General features: G+C 62.0%; 22 protein-coding genes. All 22 read right to left on the minus strand.

Annotated elements, in window-relative coordinates:
• Positions 1 to 29 precede the first annotated feature (29 nt).
• The 22 genes from rplF to rpoC all read right to left on the minus strand — a co-directional run bounded on the left by rplF (position 30) and on the right by rpoC (position 17012).
• Positions 30 to 554 carry a 50S ribosomal protein L6 gene (rplF, locus tag QE373_RS14675; protein WP_057508939.1) on the minus strand — a complete coding sequence of 175 codons (525 nt, stop codon included), beginning with the start codon at positions 552 to 554 and terminating at the stop codon, positions 30 to 32.
• A 17-nt stretch (positions 555 to 571) separates the two neighbouring features.
• Complete coding sequence (gene rpsH / locus QE373_RS14680) at positions 572 to 970, minus strand: 30S ribosomal protein S8 (protein ID WP_004145387.1); 399 nt, start codon at positions 968 to 970, stop codon at positions 572 to 574.
• Between the two features lie 224 nt (positions 971 to 1194).
• Positions 1195 to 1500: a 30S ribosomal protein S14 gene (gene rpsN, locus QE373_RS14685; RefSeq protein ID WP_042614218.1), complete on the minus strand. Its 306-nt coding sequence runs from the start codon at positions 1498 to 1500 to the stop codon at positions 1195 to 1197.
• A gap of 20 nt (positions 1501 to 1520) precedes the next feature.
• Complete coding sequence (rplE, locus tag QE373_RS14690) at positions 1521 to 2063, minus strand: 50S ribosomal protein L5 (RefSeq protein WP_042614219.1); 543 nt, start codon at positions 2061 to 2063, stop codon at positions 1521 to 1523.
• A 10-nt stretch (positions 2064 to 2073) separates the two neighbouring features.
• Positions 2074 to 2391: a 50S ribosomal protein L24 gene (rplX, locus tag QE373_RS14695; protein WP_042614220.1), complete on the minus strand. Its 318-nt coding sequence runs from the start codon at positions 2389 to 2391 to the stop codon at positions 2074 to 2076.
• Between the two features lie 16 nt (positions 2392 to 2407).
• A complete protein-coding gene (rplN, locus tag QE373_RS14700) occupies positions 2408 to 2776 on the minus strand; it encodes a 50S ribosomal protein L14 (protein WP_042614221.1) in 369 nt (122 codons plus the stop codon).
• A gap of 13 nt (positions 2777 to 2789) precedes the next feature.
• Complete coding sequence (gene rpsQ / locus QE373_RS14705; protein ID WP_042614222.1) at positions 2790 to 3059, minus strand: 30S ribosomal protein S17; 270 nt, start codon at positions 3057 to 3059, stop codon at positions 2790 to 2792.
• Between the two features lie 11 nt (positions 3060 to 3070).
• Positions 3071 to 3256 carry a 50S ribosomal protein L29 gene (gene rpmC, locus QE373_RS14710; RefSeq protein ID WP_042614223.1) on the minus strand — a complete coding sequence of 62 codons (186 nt, stop codon included), beginning with the start codon at positions 3254 to 3256 and terminating at the stop codon, positions 3071 to 3073.
• On the minus strand, positions 3256 to 3669 hold the full coding sequence (gene rplP, locus QE373_RS14715; protein ID WP_042614224.1) for a 50S ribosomal protein L16: 414 nt from the start codon (positions 3667 to 3669) through the stop codon (positions 3256 to 3258). Before rplP ends, rpmC begins: the two co-directional genes overlap by 1 nt.
• A 5-nt stretch (positions 3670 to 3674) precedes the next feature.
• Complete coding sequence (gene rpsC / locus QE373_RS14720) at positions 3675 to 4406, minus strand: 30S ribosomal protein S3 (RefSeq protein ID WP_042614225.1); 732 nt, start codon at positions 4404 to 4406, stop codon at positions 3675 to 3677.
• A gap of 17 nt (positions 4407 to 4423) precedes the next feature.
• Positions 4424 to 4759 (minus strand): 50S ribosomal protein L22, encoded by a 336-nt coding sequence (gene rplV / locus QE373_RS14725; protein ID WP_017355410.1) that lies wholly within the window; start codon positions 4757 to 4759, stop codon positions 4424 to 4426.
• Between the two features lie 12 nt (positions 4760 to 4771).
• Positions 4772 to 5041, minus strand: coding sequence for a 30S ribosomal protein S19 (rpsS, locus tag QE373_RS14730; protein ID WP_042614226.1), 270 nt, complete (start codon positions 5039 to 5041; stop codon positions 4772 to 4774).
• A 6-nt stretch (positions 5042 to 5047) separates the two neighbouring features.
• Positions 5048 to 5875, minus strand: coding sequence for a 50S ribosomal protein L2 (rplB, locus tag QE373_RS14735; protein ID WP_042614227.1), 828 nt, complete (start codon positions 5873 to 5875; stop codon positions 5048 to 5050).
• A 10-nt stretch (positions 5876 to 5885) separates the two neighbouring features.
• A complete protein-coding gene (gene rplW / locus QE373_RS14740; RefSeq protein ID WP_042614228.1) occupies positions 5886 to 6185 on the minus strand; it encodes a 50S ribosomal protein L23 in 300 nt (99 codons plus the stop codon).
• A complete protein-coding gene (gene rplD / locus QE373_RS14745) occupies positions 6182 to 6787 on the minus strand; it encodes a 50S ribosomal protein L4 (protein WP_057508940.1) in 606 nt (201 codons plus the stop codon). The genes rplW and rplD overlap by 4 nt, the downstream gene beginning before the upstream one ends.
• 12 nt (positions 6788 to 6799) lie before the next feature.
• Complete coding sequence (gene rplC / locus QE373_RS14750; protein ID WP_042614230.1) at positions 6800 to 7450, minus strand: 50S ribosomal protein L3; 651 nt, start codon at positions 7448 to 7450, stop codon at positions 6800 to 6802.
• Positions 7451 to 7461: 11 nt separating this feature from the next.
• The gene (gene rpsJ, locus QE373_RS14755; protein ID WP_010341589.1) at positions 7462 to 7773 is read right to left on the minus strand and encodes a 30S ribosomal protein S10; all 312 of its coding nucleotides are present in this window, start codon (positions 7771 to 7773) and stop codon (positions 7462 to 7464) included.
• A 330-nt stretch (positions 7774 to 8103) separates the two neighbouring features.
• Positions 8104 to 9294 (minus strand): elongation factor Tu, encoded by a 1191-nt coding sequence (gene tuf, locus QE373_RS14760; RefSeq protein ID WP_309687863.1) that lies wholly within the window; start codon positions 9292 to 9294, stop codon positions 8104 to 8106.
• Positions 9295 to 9344: 50 nt separating this feature from the next.
• A complete protein-coding gene (gene fusA, locus QE373_RS14765; RefSeq protein ID WP_057687560.1) occupies positions 9345 to 11486 on the minus strand; it encodes an elongation factor G in 2142 nt (713 codons plus the stop codon).
• A gap of 137 nt (positions 11487 to 11623) precedes the next feature.
• Complete coding sequence (gene rpsG, locus QE373_RS14770) at positions 11624 to 12091, minus strand: 30S ribosomal protein S7 (protein WP_042615315.1); 468 nt, start codon at positions 12089 to 12091, stop codon at positions 11624 to 11626.
• Between the two features lie 11 nt (positions 12092 to 12102).
• Entirely contained in the window at positions 12103 to 12477 is a 375-nt protein-coding gene (gene rpsL / locus QE373_RS14775) for a 30S ribosomal protein S12 (RefSeq protein WP_042615316.1), read from the minus strand.
• 290 nt (positions 12478 to 12767) lie between these two features.
• Positions 12768 to 17012, minus strand: coding sequence for a DNA-directed RNA polymerase subunit beta' (gene rpoC, locus QE373_RS14780; RefSeq protein ID WP_309687868.1), 4245 nt, complete (start codon positions 17010 to 17012; stop codon positions 12768 to 12770).
• Between the last annotated feature and the right edge of the window lie 19 nt (positions 17013 to 17031).

Below are 17031 nucleotides of genomic sequence, written 5' to 3' on the forward strand. Positions count from 1 at the left end.
AGGTGCGGGCTCCTGCAGGGGACTCGCACTTACGCCTTCTTGGCTTCCTTGCGAATGATGACTTCGTCGGAGTACTTCACGCCCTTGCCCTTGTACGGTTCCGGCTTGCGGAACGCACGGATCTTGGCGGCGACTTCACCGACGACCTGCTTGTCCGCGCCCTGGACCAGGATCTCGGTCTGGGTCGGGGTGCTGATGGTGATGCCTTCCGGCGCCACGTACAGCACCGGGTGCGAGAAACCGAGCGCCAGGCTCAGGTCCTTGCCCTGCATCGACGCACGGTAACCGACGCCGACCAGCTCCAGCTTGCGCTCGAAGCCATCGGTGACGCCCTTGACCATGTTGGCCAGGATCGCGCGGACGGTACCGGTCAGCGGCACGAGGGCTGCATCTTCGGTGCTCAGGGTGGCAACGCCGTTCTCGACATTGATTTCGATACCAGCCGGCTTGGCCAGCGACAGGGTGCCCTTCGGGCCCTTGGCGGTGACGTTCTCGTTCTGGACGTTCAGTTCGACCTTACCCAGGTCGATCGGCTTCTTGGCTACACGGGACATGTCTTACTCCTTTCGCCTTAGGCCACGAAGCACAGGACTTCGCCGCCGACGCCGAGCTGGCGCGCCTGCGCATCAGTCATGATGCCCTTGGAGGTGGAAATGATGGAGATACCCAGGCCGTTCATGACCTTCGGCAGTTCGCTCTTGCCACGGTACTGGCGCAGGCCCGAACGCGAGAAGCGCTTCAGGGTCGCGATGACCGGCTTGCCTTCGAAATACTTCAGCACGATTTCCAGCTCGGACTTGTTGTTCTCGAGCGCGGTAACGCGCAGGTCGGTGATGTAACCCTCGTCCTTCAGGACCTGGGCGATCGCAACCTTGATCTTGGACGACGGGGCTTTCACCGTCTGCTTGCCAACCGCTGCCGCATTCTTGATGCGGACCAGCAGGTCGGCGATGGGATCAGTCATGCTCATTATGAGTACCTTTGAGTGCACCGATATCCGCTTTCGCGAATTCTGTTTTTGTTCCTGGAATGGGCCAGAACCCTGTTACTCCCCCACGACAGGCGCAGAGCGAGACGCGGGAGTATACGCCAAAAGAGCCCGACTTGCGCCGGGCTCCCTGGTTTTTTCTGGAGGGCAGCTGAACTTGCCCTCCCTGGACCCGCCCTGCCCTGTTCAGGCAAGGCGGTCAGCTGTTACCAGCTGGCCTTGCGCAGGCCCGGGACGTCACCACGCATGGTGGCTTCGCGGAGCTTGTTGCGGCCCAGGCCGAACTTGCTGTACACGCCACGCGGGCGGCCAGACAGTTCGCAACGGTTGCGGTGGCGGCTCGGCGACGAATCGCGCGGCAGCTTCGACAACTTGGTGGAGGCTTCGATCTTCTCTTCGTAAGACGCGTCCGGCGAGGACACGATCTTCTTCAGAGCAGCGCGCTTGTCAGCGAACTTCTCAGCCAGCTTCTTCCGCTTGATGTCGCGGTTGACCATGGAGGTCTTTGCCATTTCGGTTATTCCTCGACGTATCAGTTACGGAACGGGAACTTGAACGCTGCCAGCAGCGCCTTCGCTTCCGCATCGGTCTTCGCCGTGGTGGTGATGGCGATATCCATGCCGCGGATCGCGTCGACAGCGTCGAAGTCGATTTCCGGGAAGATGATCTGTTCCTTCACACCCATGTTGAAGTTGCCGCGACCGTCAAAGGAACGACCGGAAACACCACGGAAGTCGCGCACGCGCGGCAGCGAGATGTTGATCAGGCGGTCCATGAACTCGTACATCTTTTCACGGCGCAGCGTGGTCTTGCAGCCGATCGGCCAACCATCGCGGATCTTGAACGACGCAACCGACACACGCGACTTGGTGACAACCGGCTTCTGGCCGGAAATCTTGGTCATGTCGCCGACGGCGTTTTCCAGGATCTTCTTGTTGGTCGCTGCTTCACCGACACCCATGTTCAGGGTGACTTTGACCAGCTTCGGCACTTCCATCGGATTCTTGTAGCCGAACTGCTTCATCAGCGCCGGGACTACTTCTTCCTTGTAAAACTTTTCGAGACGGGTATTCATCAGCGCATCCTCAGGCGTCGAGCGCCTCACCGCTGGAGCGGAACACACGCAGTTTGCGTCCATCCTCCAGCACCTTGAAGCCAACGCGCTCGCCCTTGCCCGTTGCCGGGTTGACGACGCTTACGTTGGAGATATGGATCGACGCTTCACGCTCGACCACGCCGCCGGCAACGCCTGCCTGCGGATTCGGCTTGGTGTGGCGCTTGACGATGTTCACGTTGGCGACGACCACACGGTCGCCGTCGACGCGGACGATTTCGCCCTGCTTGCCCTTGTCCTTGCCAGCGGTGACGACAACCTGGTCGCCCTTCTTGATACGGTTAGCCATGATTATCTCCTGTCGCTCACAGCACTTCGGGAGCGAGCGAGACGATCTTCATGAACTTCTCGGAACGAAGTTCACGCGTCACCGGTCCGAAGATACGGGTGCCGATCGGCTCCTGCTTGTTGTTCAGCAGGACAGCTGCGTTGCCGTCGAAGCGGATCAGCGAACCGTCCGGACGACGAACACCCTTGCGGGTACGGACAACAACGGCGTCGTAGACTTCGCCCTTCTTGACCTTGCCGCGCGGAATCGCATCCTTCACGGTGACCTTGATGATGTCACCGATGTGGGCATAACGGCGCTTGGAACCGCCAAGCACCTTGATGCACATCAGTTCCTTGGCACCGGAGTTGTCCGCGGCGTCAAGGTAGCTCTGCATCTGGATCATGAGTCAGATCTCCTTATTCAGCCGCACGCGTGATGACTTCCACCACGCGCCAGTTCTTGGTCTTGGACATCGGAGCAATCTCGGTCACGCGGACGACATCGCCTTCGTTGCAGGCATTGTCGGCATCGTGGGCGTGCAGCTTGGTCGAGCGCTTGATGTACTTGCCGTACAGCGGGTGCTTGACCTGGCGTTCCACCAGGATGGTGACCGTCTTGTCCATCTTGTTGCTGACGACACGGCCTTCGACCGTGCGCAGCGCTTTGTTTTCAGTATTGTCGCTCATAGCGGCCATCCTTACTTGATGCTGCCGAGCAGGGTCTTGGTGCGAGCAATCTCGCGCCGGACCCGGCGGATATCGTGAGTCTTCGGCAGCTGGCCGGTGACCTGCTGCATACGGACAGAGAACTGTTCCTTACGCAGGTCGATCAGGTGGGCCTTCAGTTCGTCAGCCGACTTTTCACGGAGTTGTTTGAGGTCCATCAGCGCACCGTCCGGGTTACGAAAGTGGTGGTGACCGAGAGCTTGGCGGCGGCCAGGCGGAACGCCTCGCGTGCCACGTCTTCGGTTACACCCTCGATTTCATAGATCATGCGGCCGGGCTGGATCTGGGCCACCCAGTATTCCACGTTGCCCTTACCCGAACCCATTCGAACTTCGATGGGCTTCTTGGTGATGGGCTTGTCGGGGAACACACGGATCCACATCTTGCCACCGCGCTTGACGTAGCGGCTGATCGAGCGGCGGGCCGCTTCGATCTGACGCGCGGTCAGCTGACCGTGGGCGGTCGCCTTCAGGCCGTACTCGCCGAAGCTGACAGCGTTGGCGCTCCAGCTCAGGCCGTCGTTACGACCCTTATGTACCTTGCGGTATTTGGTTCGCTTGGGTTGCAACATTGTCGTTACCTCGCTTCACGAGCCGGGCGCTGACGGTCACCGCGGTCGCCGCGATCGTTACGATCGTTGCGCGGGGAATCGTCCTGCTTTTCCTGGCCAACCTGGGAGAAATCGAAGACCTCGCCCTTGTAGATCCAGACCTTGATGCCGATGATGCCGTAGGTCGTCTTGGCTTCAGCGAAGCCATAGTCGATGTCGGCACGCAGCGTGTGCAGCGGCACGCGGCCTTCGCGGTACCACTCCGAACGGGCGATTTCAGCACCGTTCAAGCGGCCACCGACGTTGACCTTGATGCCCAGGGCACCGAGGCGCATCGCGTTGCCGACCGAGCGCTTCATTGCGCGGCGGAACATGATGCGACGCTCAAGCTGCTGCGCGATGGACTCGGCAACCAGCTGGGCGTCCAGCTCGGGCTTGCGCACTTCGGTGACGTTGATGTGCGCCGGGACGCCCATCATTTCGCTCACTTCCTTGCGCAGCTTCTCGATGTCCTCACCGCGCTTGCCGATCACCACGCCCGGACGGGCGGTGTGGATCGTCACGCGAGCGGTCTTTGCCGGACGCTCGATCAGGATCTTGCTGATGCCGGCCTGCGCAAGCTTCTTGCGCAGCATTTCCCGCACCTTCAGGTCGGCCGCCAGGTAACCAGCGAACTCGGCCTTGTTGGCGTACCACTTGGAGTTCCAATCCTTGGAAATACCGAGGCGGATACCAATCGGATGAACTTTATGACCCATGGTCTTTTCCTTTCCGCTTACTTGCCGGCGCCCACAACCACAGTGATGTGGCTGGTGCGCTTGAGGATGCGGGTACCGCGGCCTTTCGCCCGCGCCATGAAACGCTTCAGGGTCGGACCTTCATCTACCATGATGGTCTGGACCTTCAGCTCGTCGACGTCAGCGCCCTGGTTGTTCTCGGCATTTGCAATAGCCGACTCCACCACCTTCTTGATCAGGTGGGCAGCCTTCTTGTCCGAGAACTTCAGCAGGTTGACCGCACGCTCGGCAGGCAGGCCGCGCACCTGGTCAGCGACCAGGCGGGCTTTCTGCGCAGAGATGCGTGCGGAGCGCAAAATGGCTTTCGCTTCCATTGTCATCTCTCCTTACTTGCCGGACTTCTTGTCACCACCGTGACCCTTGAAGGTCCGGGTGATGGCAAATTCGCCGAGCTTGTGGCCGACCATGTTCTCGTTGATGAGAACCGGGATGTGGTTCTTGCCGTTATGCACGGCAATGGTGACGCCTACCATGTCAGGCAGGATCATCGAACGACGCGACCAGGTCTTGATCGGACGCTTGCTACCCGCAGCGGCAGCCACCTTAGCAACCAGGTGGTGATCGACAAACGGGCCCTTCTTGAGTGAACGTGCCATGGTCGATTAGCCCCTACGATCGCGGACGATGAACTGCTGAGTGCGCTTGTTATGGCGCGTCTTGTAACCCTTGGTCGGAACACCCCACGGGGTGACCGGATGCGGGTTACCCTGGCCGGCCTTCGCCTCACCACCGCCGTGCGGATGGTCAACCGGGTTCATGGCAGCACCACGAACGGTCGGGCGGACACCGCGCCAGCGCTTGGCGCCAGCCTTGCCCAGCTTCTCCAGGTTGTGCTCGTCGTTACCGACTTCACCGATGGTGGCGCGGCACTCGACCGGCACCTTGCGCATTTCACCCGAGCGCAGGCGCAGGGTGGCGTAGATGCCTTCACGAGCGACGAGCTGCACGGCGGCGCCGGCGGCACGAGCGATCTGAGCACCCTTGCCCGGCTTCAGTTCGATGCCGTGGATGGTGGTACCGACCGGGATGTTGCGCAGCGGCAGCGTGTTGCCTGCCTTGATCGGCGCATCGGAGCCCGCGATCACCTGGTCACCGGCCTTCAGGCCCTTCGGTGCGATGATGTAGCGACGCTCACCGTCGACGTAGCACAGCAGGGCGATATGGGCGGTGCGGTTCGGATCGTATTCGATCCGTTCCACGCGCGCCGGAATGCCTTCCTTGTTGCGCTTGAAATCGATGACGCGGTAGTGCTGCTTGTGACCACCACCAACGTGACGCGTGGTGATGCGACCGTGGTGGTTACGACCACCGGACTTGCTCTGCGGCTCCAGCAACGCTGCGTGCGGTGCGCCCTTGTGCAGATCGGGCGTAACCACGCGCACGGCCGAACGGCGGCCGGGGGAAGTGGGCTTGAATTTCATCAATGGCATGGGATGGACCTCAGGCCTTGGCCGTTACATCGATGGACTGGCCATCGGCCAGGCGCACGTACGCCTTGCGCCAATCGCCACGGCGGCCAGCGCGGTTACGGAAGGACTTGTTCTTGCCCTTGACGTTCAGCACGTTGACGGCCTCGACCTTGACGTCGAACAGCTGCTCGACCGCGGCCTTTACATCGGCCTTGGTGGCTTCGTTCGAAATCTCGAAGACATACTGGTTGGAAAGTTCCTGCAGGCGCGCGGTCTTTTCGGAGACTCGCGGAGCGCGCAGCACGCTGAAGATTTTCTCGTTGCTGCTCATGCCAGCCACTCCTCGACCTTCTTGACCGCGTCAGCGGTAATGATGACCGTATCGGCACCGACCAGCGACACCGGGTCCAGGCCCTGCACGTCACGCACTTCCACGTAGGGAATGTTGCGGGCCGACAGGTACAGGTGCTCGGAGGCTTCTTCAGTGACGATCAGCGGGCGCTTGCCCACTTCCAGGCCGGCCAGCTTGGCGATCAACGACTTGGTGTTGGTCGCTTCGACATCGAAGGCCTCCACGATCGTCAAACGGCCCTGACGGTTCAGCTCGGACAGGATCGCGCACATGGCGGCACGGTACTGCTTACGGTTGACCTTCTGCTCGAAGCTGCGCGGCTTGGCCGCGAAGGTGACGCCACCGCCGACGAAGATCGGAGCCGTCAGCGCGCCATGACGCGCACCGCCGCCCTTCTGCTTCTTCGACTTCTTGGTGGTGCCAGCCACTTCAGAACGAGTCTTCTGAGCCTTGGTACCAGCGCGACCGGCGTTGCGATAGGCGACGACGACCTGGTGAACCAGATCTTCGCTGAAATCGCGACCGAACACGGCGTCGGAGACCGAGACCTTGTTGTTGCTACCCGTGATAACGAGTTCCATCGTCATCTCTCCTTATGCCTTGCTCGCCGGACGGACGATCACGTCGCCACCCGCCGCGCCAGGAACGGCGCCGCGAACTGCGATCAGACCGCGCTCGACGTCGACCTTGACAACTTCCAGGTTCTGGGTGCTCTGCTGCACCGAACCCATGTGACCGGACATCTTCTTGCCCGGGAACACGCGGCCGGGCGTCTGGCGCTGACCCAGCGAACCCGGCGCGCGATGCGACAGCGAGTTGCCGTGGGTAGCGTCACCCATGCGGAAGTTGTAGCGCTTGATGGTGCCCTGGAAGCCCTTGCCCTTGGTGACACCCTGGACGTCGACGATCTGGCCGACTTCGAAGATGTCCGCCTTGACTTCGCCGCCGACGGCGAAATCGCCGAGCTGCGCGTCTTCAACGCGGAATTCCCACAGGCCACGACCGGCTTCGACCTTCGCCTTGGCGAAGTGGCCGGCTTCCGGCTTGTTGACCAGGGCAGCACGACGTGCGCCGACGGTCACCTGCACGGCGCTGTAGCCGTCGGTTTCGACGGTCTTGATCTGCGCGATGCGGTTCGGGGAAGCTTCAATCAGGGTCACCGGGATGGACTGGCCATCTTCAGTGAAAACGCGGCTCATGCCAGCCTTGCGGCCCACGAAGCCCAACGAATATTTCTTCGTCATGGTCGTAGTCCTCAGGTCAGCTTGATCTGAACGTCGACGCCGGCAGCCAGTTCGAGCTTCATCAGCGCGTCCACGGTCTTGTCGTTCGGATCAACGATATCGAGCACGCGCTTGTGCGTGCGGGTCTCGTACTGGTCACGCGCGTCTTTGTCGACGTGCGGGGAGACGAGGATGGTGTAGCGTTCGATCTTGGTCGGCAGCGGGATCGGGCCACGCACTTGCGCGCCGGTCCGCTTTGCCGTTTCTACGATCTCGCTGGCCGAACGGTCGATCAAGCGATGATCGAACGCCTTCAGCCGGATACGGATCTTTTGGTCCGCCATGACGGGGGTTCCTTCGTTAAAAGAGCGACGGACAAGGCCTCTGGGTTGCCATGTCCCGTGAATATCCTGCATACAGACGGCCCGCACTCCTGCAGGCCGACAAGGTCAATCCATTAACCTCAAAAACGTAGGCAGGTCGGTTTCCCGGCCTGCCCAGACGTAGAAGCATAGCGCACATACAAAAAGCCTGTCAACACAGTGTGTTGACAAAGCCTGAATGGCGCGACCGATCCTGGTCCGGGGAACACGAAACACCTCCTGTGTTTCTTTTCCCTTTTAAAGCACCCCGATGCCCTACCCAGGCAACACCGGGGTGCAGATTCTAACAGATTACTTGATGATCTTCGAGACCACGCCGGCGCCGACGGTACGACCGCCTTCACGGATGGCGAACCGCAGGCCTTCGTCCATGGCGACCGGGTTGATCAGGGTGACAACCATCTTCACGTTGTCGCCCGGCATCACCATTTCGGTACCTTCCGGCAGCTTGGCAGCGCCGGTGATGTCGGTGGTGCGGAAGTAGAACTGCGGACGGTAGCCGTTGAAGAACGGGGTGTGACGGCCGCCCTCATCCTTCGACAGCACGTACACTTCACCTTCGAACTCGGTGTGCGGCTTGATCGAACCCGGCTTGCACAGGACCTGACCGCGCTGCACGTCGTCACGCTTGGTGCCGCGCAGCAGCAGACCGGCGTTGTCGCCTGCCTGACCCTGGTCGAGCAGCTTGCGGAACATTTCCACACCGGTGACAGTGGTCTTCTGGGTGTCGCGGATACCGACGATTTCGATTTCTTCGCCGACCTTGATCACGCCGCGCTCGATACGACCGGTCACCACGGTGCCGCGGCCCGAGATCGAGAAGACGTCTTCCACCGGCATCAGGAACGGCTTGTCGATGTCACGCTCCGGCAGCGGAATCCAGCTGTCCAGCGCTTCGACCAGCTTGATCACGGCCGGCACGCCGATATCGCTCTGGTCACCTTCCAGCGCCAGACGGGCCGAACCGGCGATGATCGGGGTGTCGTCGCCCGGGAAGTCGTACTTGCTCAGCAGCTCGCGCACTTCCATTTCGACCAGCTCAAGCAGCTCTGCGTCGTCGACCATGTCGGCCTTGTTCAGGAACACGACGATGTACGGCACGCCGACCTGGCGCGACAGCAGGATGTGCTCGCGGGTCTGCGGCATCGGGCCGTCAGCAGCGGAACAGACCAGGATCGCGCCGTCCATCTGCGCAGCACCGGTGATCATGTTCTTGACGTAGTCAGCGTGACCCGGGCAATCAACGTGGGCGTAGTGACGCTCGGTGGATTCGTATTCGACGTGCGCGGTCGAGATCGTGATGCCACGTGCCTTTTCTTCCGGCGCGGCGTCGATCGCGGAGTAATCCTTGAACTCGCCACCGAAGCGCTCGGCACCGATCTTGGTCAGTGCGGCGGTCAGCGTGGTCTTGCCATGGTCGACGTGACCGATGGTGCCGACGTTGACGTGCGGCTTGCTGCGCTCGAATTTACCCTTTGCCATTTCTATCTACCTTTTAGTTTCTAAAGTGGAGTGGAGGACCTGAGCTGGGCTCAGGCCTTCTTCATGACTTCGTCGGCGATGTTGCTCGGTGCCGGCTCGTAGTGGTCGAATTCCATCGTGAACGTGGCACGGCCCTGGGTCTGCGAACGCAGCGAGGTCGCGTAGCCGAACATCTCACCCAGCGGGATCATCGCGTTGATGATCTCGGCCGAACCGTCACCGGTCACGCTCGAACCCTGCAGCATGCCGCGACGACGGCTGACGTCGCCCATCACGTCACCCTGATAGTCGCTCGGGGTCACGATCTCGACCTTCATGATCGGCTCCAGCAGGACCGGCTTGGCCTTGGAGAAGCCCTGCTTGAAGGCCATCGAGGAGGCCAGCTTGAACGCCATTTCCGAGGAGTCCACGTCGTGGTACGAGCCGAACACCAGCTTGACCTTGACGTCGACGACCGGGAAGCCCGCCAGCGGACCGCTGGTGATGGTTTCGCGCAGACCCTTTTCGATCGACGGAATGAATTCCTTCGGAATCACGCCACCGGTGATGTCGTTTATGAAAAGGAAGTCGTCCTTGATCATCGGACCGATCTTCGGATCGGCACGGTCTTCAGCGGTGATCGGCGACAGCTCGATCACGACGTGACCGTACTGACCCTTACCACCGGACTGCTTGGCGTGCTTGTAGTCCGACTTCACGTCCGACATCTGGATGGTTTCGCGGTAAGCCACCTGCGGCTTGCCGACGTTGGCTTCAACGTTGAACTCGCGCTTCATGCGGTCAACGATGATGTCCAGGTGCAGCTCACCCATGCCCGAGATGATCGTCTGGCCGGATTCCTGGTCGGTCTTGACGCGGAACGACGGATCTTCCTGGGCCAGACGGCCGAGGGCCAGACCCATCTTTTCCTGGTCGGACTTGGTCTTCGGTTCGACGGCCATCGAGATGACCGGCTCCGGGAACACCATGCGCTCCAGGATGATCGGGTGTTCCTGCGAGCACAGGGTGTCACCGGTGGTGGTGTCCTTCAGACCCACGGCCGCGGCGATGTCACCGGCCAGCACTTCCTTGATCTCTTCGCGATCGTTGGAATGCATCTGCAGGATGCGGCCGATGCGCTCCTTCTTGCCCTTGACCGAGTTCAGCAGCTGGTCGCCGGCGTTCAGAGTGCCCGAGTAGACACGGAAGAAGGTCAGCGCGCCCACGAACGGATCGGTGATGATCTTGAAGGCCAGCGCCGAGAACGGAGCCTTGTCGTCGGACTTGCGGCTCAGGGCGACGGTTTCGTCGTCCACGTCGGTACCGGTCACGTCCGGCACGTCGATCGGCGACGGCAGCAGCTGCACCACGCCGTCCAGCATGGCCTGCACGCCCTTGTTCTTGAACGCCGAACCGCAGTACATCGGCACGATGTCGGTGGCCAGGGTGCGCACGCGCAGGGCTTCGACAATCTCGGCCTCGGTCAGCTCTTCGCCGCCCAGGTACTTTTCCATCAGCTCTTCGCTGGCTTCAGCCGCGGCTTCGATCATGTAGGTGCGGGCCTCTTCGGCCTCCGCCTGCATGTCCGCCGGGATCTCCAGGTAGTCGAACTTCATGCCCTGCGAGGCTTCATCCCAATGGATGGCCTTCATCTTGATGAGGTCGACCACGCCCTTGAAGTTTTCTTCAGCGCCGATCGGCAGCTGCATCGGCACGGCAACGGCACCGAGCTTGGCCTTCAGCTGGCCAACGACCTTGGTGAAGTTGGCACCGGTACGGTCCATCTTGTTGACGAAGGCAATGCGCGGCACCTTGTACCGGTTGGCCTGGCGCCAGACGGTTTCGGACTGCGGCTGGACGCCACCGACGGCGCACAGCACGAACACCGCACCGTCGAGCACGCGCAGCGAGCGCTCCACTTCGATGGTGAAGTCGACGTGCCCGGGGGTGTCGATGATGTTGAAACGGTGCTCCGGCAGGGACTTGTCCATGCCCTTCCAGAACGCGGTGGTGGCAGCGGACTGGATCGTGATGCCACGCTCCTGCTCCTGCTCCATCCAGTCCATGGTGGCGGCGCCGTCATGCACTTCACCGATCTTGTGGCTCTTGCCGGTGTAGAACAGGATGCGCTCGGACGTGGTGGTCTTGCCGGCATCGATGTGAGCCATGATGCCGAAATTGCGGTAACGCTCGATGGGAGTGGTGCGGGCCACGGGGAGCCTCTCGATTTCTTGGATTTCGGATGGCCGAACGCCGCCTTTCGGCGGCCTTCGGATTGGCGCGACCCTTCCGGGGTCGCGGGGCAGCACTCAGATGGTGCTGCCCTGCCTGTTTTGCAAGGCCGTCAAGCTCACCAGCGGTAGTGGGCGAATGCCTTGTTGGCTTCGGCCATACGGTGGGTTTCTTCGCGCTTCTTGATGGCGCCGCCACGGTTTTCCGAGGCATCGATCAGTTCAGCAGCCAGCTTCTTCGGCATGGTGTTTTCGCCACGCTTGCGCGCGGAGTCGATCAGCCAACGCATGGCCAGCGCCATCTTGCGCGACGAACGCACTTCGACCGGCACCTGGTAGGTGGCACCACCGACACGGCGGGACTTGACCTCGACCGACGGAGCAACGTTGTCCAGCGCCTTCTGCACCAGCTCGATCGAGTTGGCGTTCTTTTCGCTGATCACGTCCATCGCACCGTAGACGATCTTTTCGGCCACGGACTTCTTGCCGCTCAGCATCACCATGTTGATGAAGCGGGCGATCGTTTCACTTCCGTGCTTCGGATCGGGCAGGACGGAACGCTGGGGAGTATTACCTTTACGCGACATGTGCTCTCTCCTTATGCCTTCGGACGCTTGGCGCCGTACTTCGAACGGGCCTGGCGACGCTTGGCGACACCGGAGGCATCGAGCGAACCGCGAACAGTGTGGTAACGCACACCCGGCAGATCCTTGACGCGACCGCCGCGGATCAGGACCACGGAGTGCTCCTGCAGGTTGTGGCCTTCACCACCGATGTAGCTGATGACCTCTTCCTGGTTGGTCAGGCGGACCTTTGCAACCTTGCGGAGGGCCGAGTTCGGCTTCTTCGGGGTGGTGGTGTAGACGCGCGTGCAGACGCCACGGCGCTGCGGGCACTTCTCGAGCGCCGGCGAGGCACTCTTGTAGGTGGTAGCTTGCCGCGGCTTGCGGACCAGCTGGTTGATCGTCGCCATCAGTAGGTTCTTCTGATTGGGGCCGGCAGATGCCGGCCAGAGATGCGGAAATGTTAAAGCAGACCATTACTGGCCTGCTGAGACAGACGATTGTAGCAACCTGCCAGAAACGCAGTCAAATGCGGTTCTGTCAAGCCCTTCCTTATCCTGGAAGGTTACGGGGGGGCCTCCGTGTACCCCGTTCAGACTGGCGGGAGAGACCGGAGTCTCCCCTGCCCTTTCACTACCACCGGGCGATGGGCCCGGTGCTGCAACCCGGCAGGTCCGGCCTTTCGACCGGACCGCCTTGCTTACTCGTCGCTGCCCGGAGCCTGTTCAGCTTCAGCAGGGGCTTCGATCACCGGCTCGGCGACGACAGCGGCAGCGGCAACCGGGGTGCCGGCCAGCGTCTGCATTTCCGAATCGGTCAGCCCGCTCGCGTTGCGGCGGCGGTTGGCGTGATACGACAGGCCGGTACCGGCCGGGATCAGGCGACCGACGATGACGTTTTCCTTCAGGCCGCGCAGGTTGTCCTTGGTGCCGCGGACGGCAGCTTCGGTCAGCACGCGGGTGGTTTCCTGGAAGGATGCCGCCGAGATGAACGACTCGGTGGCCAGCGAGGCCTTGGTGATGCCCAGCAGGACCGGATCGTACTGGGCCGGCAGTTCGGTACGGGCACCGAGGCGTGCATTCTCCTCGATAACGCGCTGACGTTCCACCTGTTCGCCATTCAGGAACTTGCTGTTGCCCTGGTCGGTGATCTCGACCTTGCGCAGCATCTGGCGGGTGATCACCTCGATGTGCTTGTCGTTGATCTTCACGCCCTGCAGGCGGTACACGTCCTGGATTTCCTTGACCAGGTAAGCCGCCAGCGGTTCGACACCCAGCAGACGCAGGATGTCCTGCGGGCTCGGCTCGCCGTCCACGATGGTTTCACCCTTGGTCACGTGCTCACCTTCGAACACGATCACCTGGCGGTACTTCGGAATCAGCTCTTCGTGCTCCGAACCATCGGTGTCCTTGATGATCAGGCGCTGCTTGCCCTTGGTGTCCTTGCCGAAGCTGATGATGCCCGAACGCTCGGCCAGCACCGCCGGATCCTTCGGCTTGCGCGCTTCGAACAGATCGGCCACGCGCGGCAGACCACCGGTGATGTCGCGGGTCTTGGACGCTTCCTGCGGGATCTTGGCGACCACGTCACCCACGCCGACGGCGGCGCCGTCCTGCAGGTTGACGATGGAGCGCGGCGGCAGCAGGTACTGGGCCGGCATGTCGGTGCCCGGGATCAGCAGGTCGTTGCCCTTGGCATCGACGATGCGGATCAGCGGACGCAGGTCCTTGCCCATCGAACCACGACGCTTCGGATCGGTGATCTCGCGCGAGGCCAGGCCGGTCAGTTCGTCGGTCTTCTCGATGACGGTGATGCCGTCGACGAAGTCGATGAAGCGCAGGAAACCAGCGACTTCCGACACGATCGGGTGGTTATGCGGATCCCAGTTGGCCACGGTCTGGCCAGCCTTCACTGCATCGCCGTCCTTGGACGCGATCATCGAGCCGTACGGCAGCTTGTAACGCTCGCGCTCGCGGCCATGGGCATCGAGCACCGAGATTTCGCCCGAACGCGACACCGCCACCAGCGAACCGTTGGCATGCGAGACCGACTTCAGGTTGTTGAACTTCACCGAACCGGTGGTCTTGACGGTGATGTTGTCGACCGCAGCCGCACGCGATGCCGCACCACCGATGTGGAACGTACGCATGGTCAGCTGGGTACCCGGCTCACCGATCGACTGTGCGGCGATGACGCCGACCGCTTCACCGATGTTGACGATGTGGCCACGGGCCAGATCGCGGCCGTAGCAGCGACCGCAGACGCCGAACGCGGAAGCGCAGGAGATCGTCGAACGGACCTTGATGGTCTGCACGCCGGCATCTTCCAGCTTGGCCACCCAGGCTTCGTCGAGCAGCGTGTTGCGGGTCACGATCGGATCTTCATCGTTGCCCGGCAGGAACACGTCCTCGGCCACGACACGACCCAGCACGCGGTCCTTCAACGGCTCCACGACGTCGCCGCCTTCCACGATCGGGGTCATGGTCAGGCCGTCGGTGGTACCGCAATCCACTTCGGTGATCACCACGTCCTGCGCCACGTCCACCAGACGACGGGTCAGGTAACCCGAGTTGGCGGTCTTCAGCGCGGTATCGGCCAGACCCTTACGGGCACCGTGGGTGGAGTTGAAGTACTCCTGCACGTTCAGGCCTTCACGGAAGTTCGCCTTGATGGGCGTTTCGATGATGGAGCCATCGGGACGGGCCATCAGGCCACGCATGCCGGCCAGCTGGCGGATCTGCGCCTGCGAACCACGTGCACCGGAGTCGGCCATGATGTACAGGGAGTTCATCGACTTCTGGTCGATGGTCTCGCCCTTGGCATTGATGACCTTCTCGGTACCGATGGTGTCCATCATCGCCTTGGCGATGCGCTCATTGGTGCGCGACCAGATGTCGACCACCTTGTTGTAGCGCTCGCCGGCGGTGACCAGGCCCGACTGGTACTGCTCCTGGATTTCCAGCACTTCGGCTTCGGCCTCGGTGAGGATGCCCTTCTTCTCGTCCGGGATCAGCATGTCGTCGATGCCGATCGACACGCCGGCGCGGGTCGCGTAGGCGAAGCCGGTGTACATCAGCTTGTCGGCGAACACGACCGTGTCCTTCAGACCCAGCTGGCGGTAGCTGGAGTTGATCAGGCGGCTGATGTTCTTCTTGGTCAGCTCGGTGTTGGCCAGCGCGAACGGCAGGCCTTCCGGCAGGATTTCAGCCAGCAGGGCGCGACCGATCGTGGTGTCCACGATCGAGGTCTTGTTCTGCTTGTTGCCGTCTTCGTCGGTCACCACTTCGGTGATGCGGACCTTGACGCGTGCGTGCAGTTCCACCACGCGGTTGTCGTAGGCACGCTTGACTTCGGCGATGTTGGCGAAGGCCATGCCCTCGCCCTTCTTGTTTTCCAGCGAGCGGGTCATGTAGTACAGACCCAGCACGACGTCCTGCGACGGCACGATGATCGGCTCGCCGTTGGCCGGCGACAGGATGTTGTTGGTGGACATCATCAGCGCACGCGCTTCCAGCTGGGCTTCCAGCGAGAGCGGCACGTGGACGGCCATCTGGTCACCGTCGAAGTCGGCGTTGAACGCGGTGCAGACCAGCGGGTGCAGCTGGATGGCCTTGCCTTCGATCAGCACCGGCTCGAACGCCTGGATGCCCAGGCGGTGCAGGGTCGGCGCACGGTTCAGCATCACCGGATGTTCGCGGATGACCTCTTCCAGGATGTCCCAGACTTCGGCTTCTTCGCGCTCGACCAGCTTCTTGGCGGCCTTGATGGTGGTGGCCAGGCCACGACGCTGCAGCTTGGCGAACACGAACGGCTTGAACAGCTCGAGCGCCATCTTCTTCGGCAGGCCGCACTGGTGCAGGCGCAGGTACGGACCGACCACGATGACCGAACGGCCCGAGTAGTCCACGCGCTTGCCCAGCAGGTTCTGGCGGAAGCGGCCCTGCTTGCCCTTGATCATGTCGGCCAGCGACTTCAGCGGGCGCTTGTTGGTGCCGGTGATGGCACGGCCGCGACGGCCGTTGTCCAGCAGCGCATCGACCGATTCCTGCAGCATGCGCTTTTCATTGCGCACGATGATGTCCGGCGCGCTCAGTTCCAGCAGGCGACGCAGGCGGTTGTTGCGGTTGATGACGCGGCGGTACAGGTCGTTCAGGTCAGAGGTCGCGAAGCGGCCACCGTCCAGCGGCACCAGCGGACGCAGGTCCGGCGGCAGCACCGGCAGCACGGTCATGACCATCCACTCCGGACGGTTGCCCGATTCCAGGAAGGCTTCGATCAGCTTGATGCGCTTGGTCAGTCGCTTCAGCTTGGTTTCCGAACCGGTGCTGGCGATCTCTTCGCGCAGGCGGGTCATTTCCGACTGCAGGTCGATGGTGCGCAGCAGTTCGTACACGGCCTCGGCGCCCATGGCGGCATCGAAGTCGTCGCCGTGTTCCTGGCGTGCGGTCAGGTACTGCTCTTCGGTCAGCAGCTGGCGGCGTTCCAGGGCGGTCAGGCCCGGCTCGGTCACCACGTAGGCTTCGAAGTACAGCACGCGCTCGATGTCACGCAGGGTCATGTCCAGCATCAGGCCGATGCGCGACGGCAGCGACTTGAGGAACCAGATGTGCGCGACCGGCGAGGCCAGGTCGATGTGGCCCATGCGCTCGCGGCGCACCTTGGCCAGGGTCACTTCGGTGCCGCACTTTTCGCAGACCACGCCGCGGTGCTTCATGCGCTTGTACTTGCCGCACAGGCACTCGTAGTCCTTGACCGGTCCGAAGATGGCGGCGCAGAACAGGCCGTCACGCTCCGGCTTGAAGGTACGGTAGTTGATGGTTTCCGGCTTCTTCACTTCGCCGAACGACCACGAACGGATCAGGTCGGGCGAAGCCAGCGCGATCTTGATCGCGTCGAAATCCAGCGTCTGGCGCTGCTGGTTGAAGAGGTTGAGCAGGTCTTTCATGGTGTTCTCCAGAAGGAGG

Origin of the sequence: Stenotrophomonas sp. SORGH_AS_0321 (assembly GCF_031453215.1) — a bacterium.
GTDB lineage: Bacteria > Pseudomonadota > Gammaproteobacteria > Xanthomonadales > Xanthomonadaceae > Stenotrophomonas > Stenotrophomonas chelatiphaga.

Bases quoted from the DNA above. Each gene is read 5' to 3' on its own strand.
- rplD (WP_057508940.1), bottom strand. From the start codon at position 6,787: ATGGAACTCGTTATCACGGGTAGCAACAACAAGGTCTCGGTCTCCGAC.
- rpsJ (WP_010341589.1), bottom strand. From the start codon at position 7,773: ATGGCGGACCAAAAGATCCGTATCCGGCTGAAGGCGTTCGATCATCGC.
- rplX (WP_042614220.1), bottom strand. From the start codon at position 2,391: ATGGCTAACCGTATCAAGAAGGGCGACCAGGTTGTCGTCACCGCTGGC.
- rplW (WP_042614228.1), bottom strand. From the start codon at position 6,185: ATGAGCAGCAACGAGAAAATCTTCAGCGTGCTGCGCGCTCCGCGAGTC.
- rpsS (WP_042614226.1), bottom strand. From the start codon at position 5,041: ATGGCACGTTCACTCAAGAAGGGCCCGTTTGTCGATCACCACCTGGTT.
- rplE (WP_042614219.1), bottom strand. From the start codon at position 2,063: ATGAATACCCGTCTCGAAAAGTTTTACAAGGAAGAAGTAGTCCCGGCG.
- rpoC (WP_309687868.1), bottom strand. From the start codon at position 17,012: ATGAAAGACCTGCTCAACCTCTTCAACCAGCAGCGCCAGACGCTGGAT.
- rplP (WP_042614224.1), bottom strand. From the start codon at position 3,669: ATGTTGCAACCCAAGCGAACCAAATACCGCAAGGTACATAAGGGTCGT.
- rpsH (WP_004145387.1), bottom strand. From the start codon at position 970: ATGAGCATGACTGATCCCATCGCCGACCTGCTGGTCCGCATCAAGAAT.
- rpsL (WP_042615316.1), bottom strand. From the start codon at position 12,477: ATGGCGACGATCAACCAGCTGGTCCGCAAGCCGCGGCAAGCTACCACC.
- rplN (WP_042614221.1), bottom strand. From the start codon at position 2,776: ATGATCCAGATGCAGAGCTACCTTGACGCCGCGGACAACTCCGGTGCC.
- rpsC (WP_042614225.1), bottom strand. From the start codon at position 4,406: ATGGGTCATAAAGTTCATCCGATTGGTATCCGCCTCGGTATTTCCAAG.
- rplB (WP_042614227.1), bottom strand. From the start codon at position 5,875: ATGCCATTGATGAAATTCAAGCCCACTTCCCCCGGCCGCCGTTCGGCC.
- rplV (WP_017355410.1), bottom strand. From the start codon at position 4,759: ATGGAAGCGAAAGCCATTTTGCGCTCCGCACGCATCTCTGCGCAGAAA.
- rpsG (WP_042615315.1), bottom strand. From the start codon at position 12,091: ATGTCGCGTAAAGGTAATACTCCCCAGCGTTCCGTCCTGCCCGATCCG.
- rpsQ (WP_042614222.1), bottom strand. From the start codon at position 3,059: ATGAGCGACAATACTGAAAACAAAGCGCTGCGCACGGTCGAAGGCCGT.
- tuf (WP_309687863.1), bottom strand. From the start codon at position 9,294: ATGGCAAAGGGTAAATTCGAGCGCAGCAAGCCGCACGTCAACGTCGGC.
- rplC (WP_042614230.1), bottom strand. From the start codon at position 7,450: ATGACGAAGAAATATTCGTTGGGCTTCGTGGGCCGCAAGGCTGGCATG.
- rpmC (WP_042614223.1), bottom strand. From the start codon at position 3,256: ATGGACCTCAAACAACTCCGTGAAAAGTCGGCTGACGAACTGAAGGCC.
- rpsN (WP_042614218.1), bottom strand. From the start codon at position 1,500: ATGGCAAAGACCTCCATGGTCAACCGCGACATCAAGCGGAAGAAGCTG.
- rplF (WP_057508939.1), bottom strand. From the start codon at position 554: ATGTCCCGTGTAGCCAAGAAGCCGATCGACCTGGGTAAGGTCGAACTG.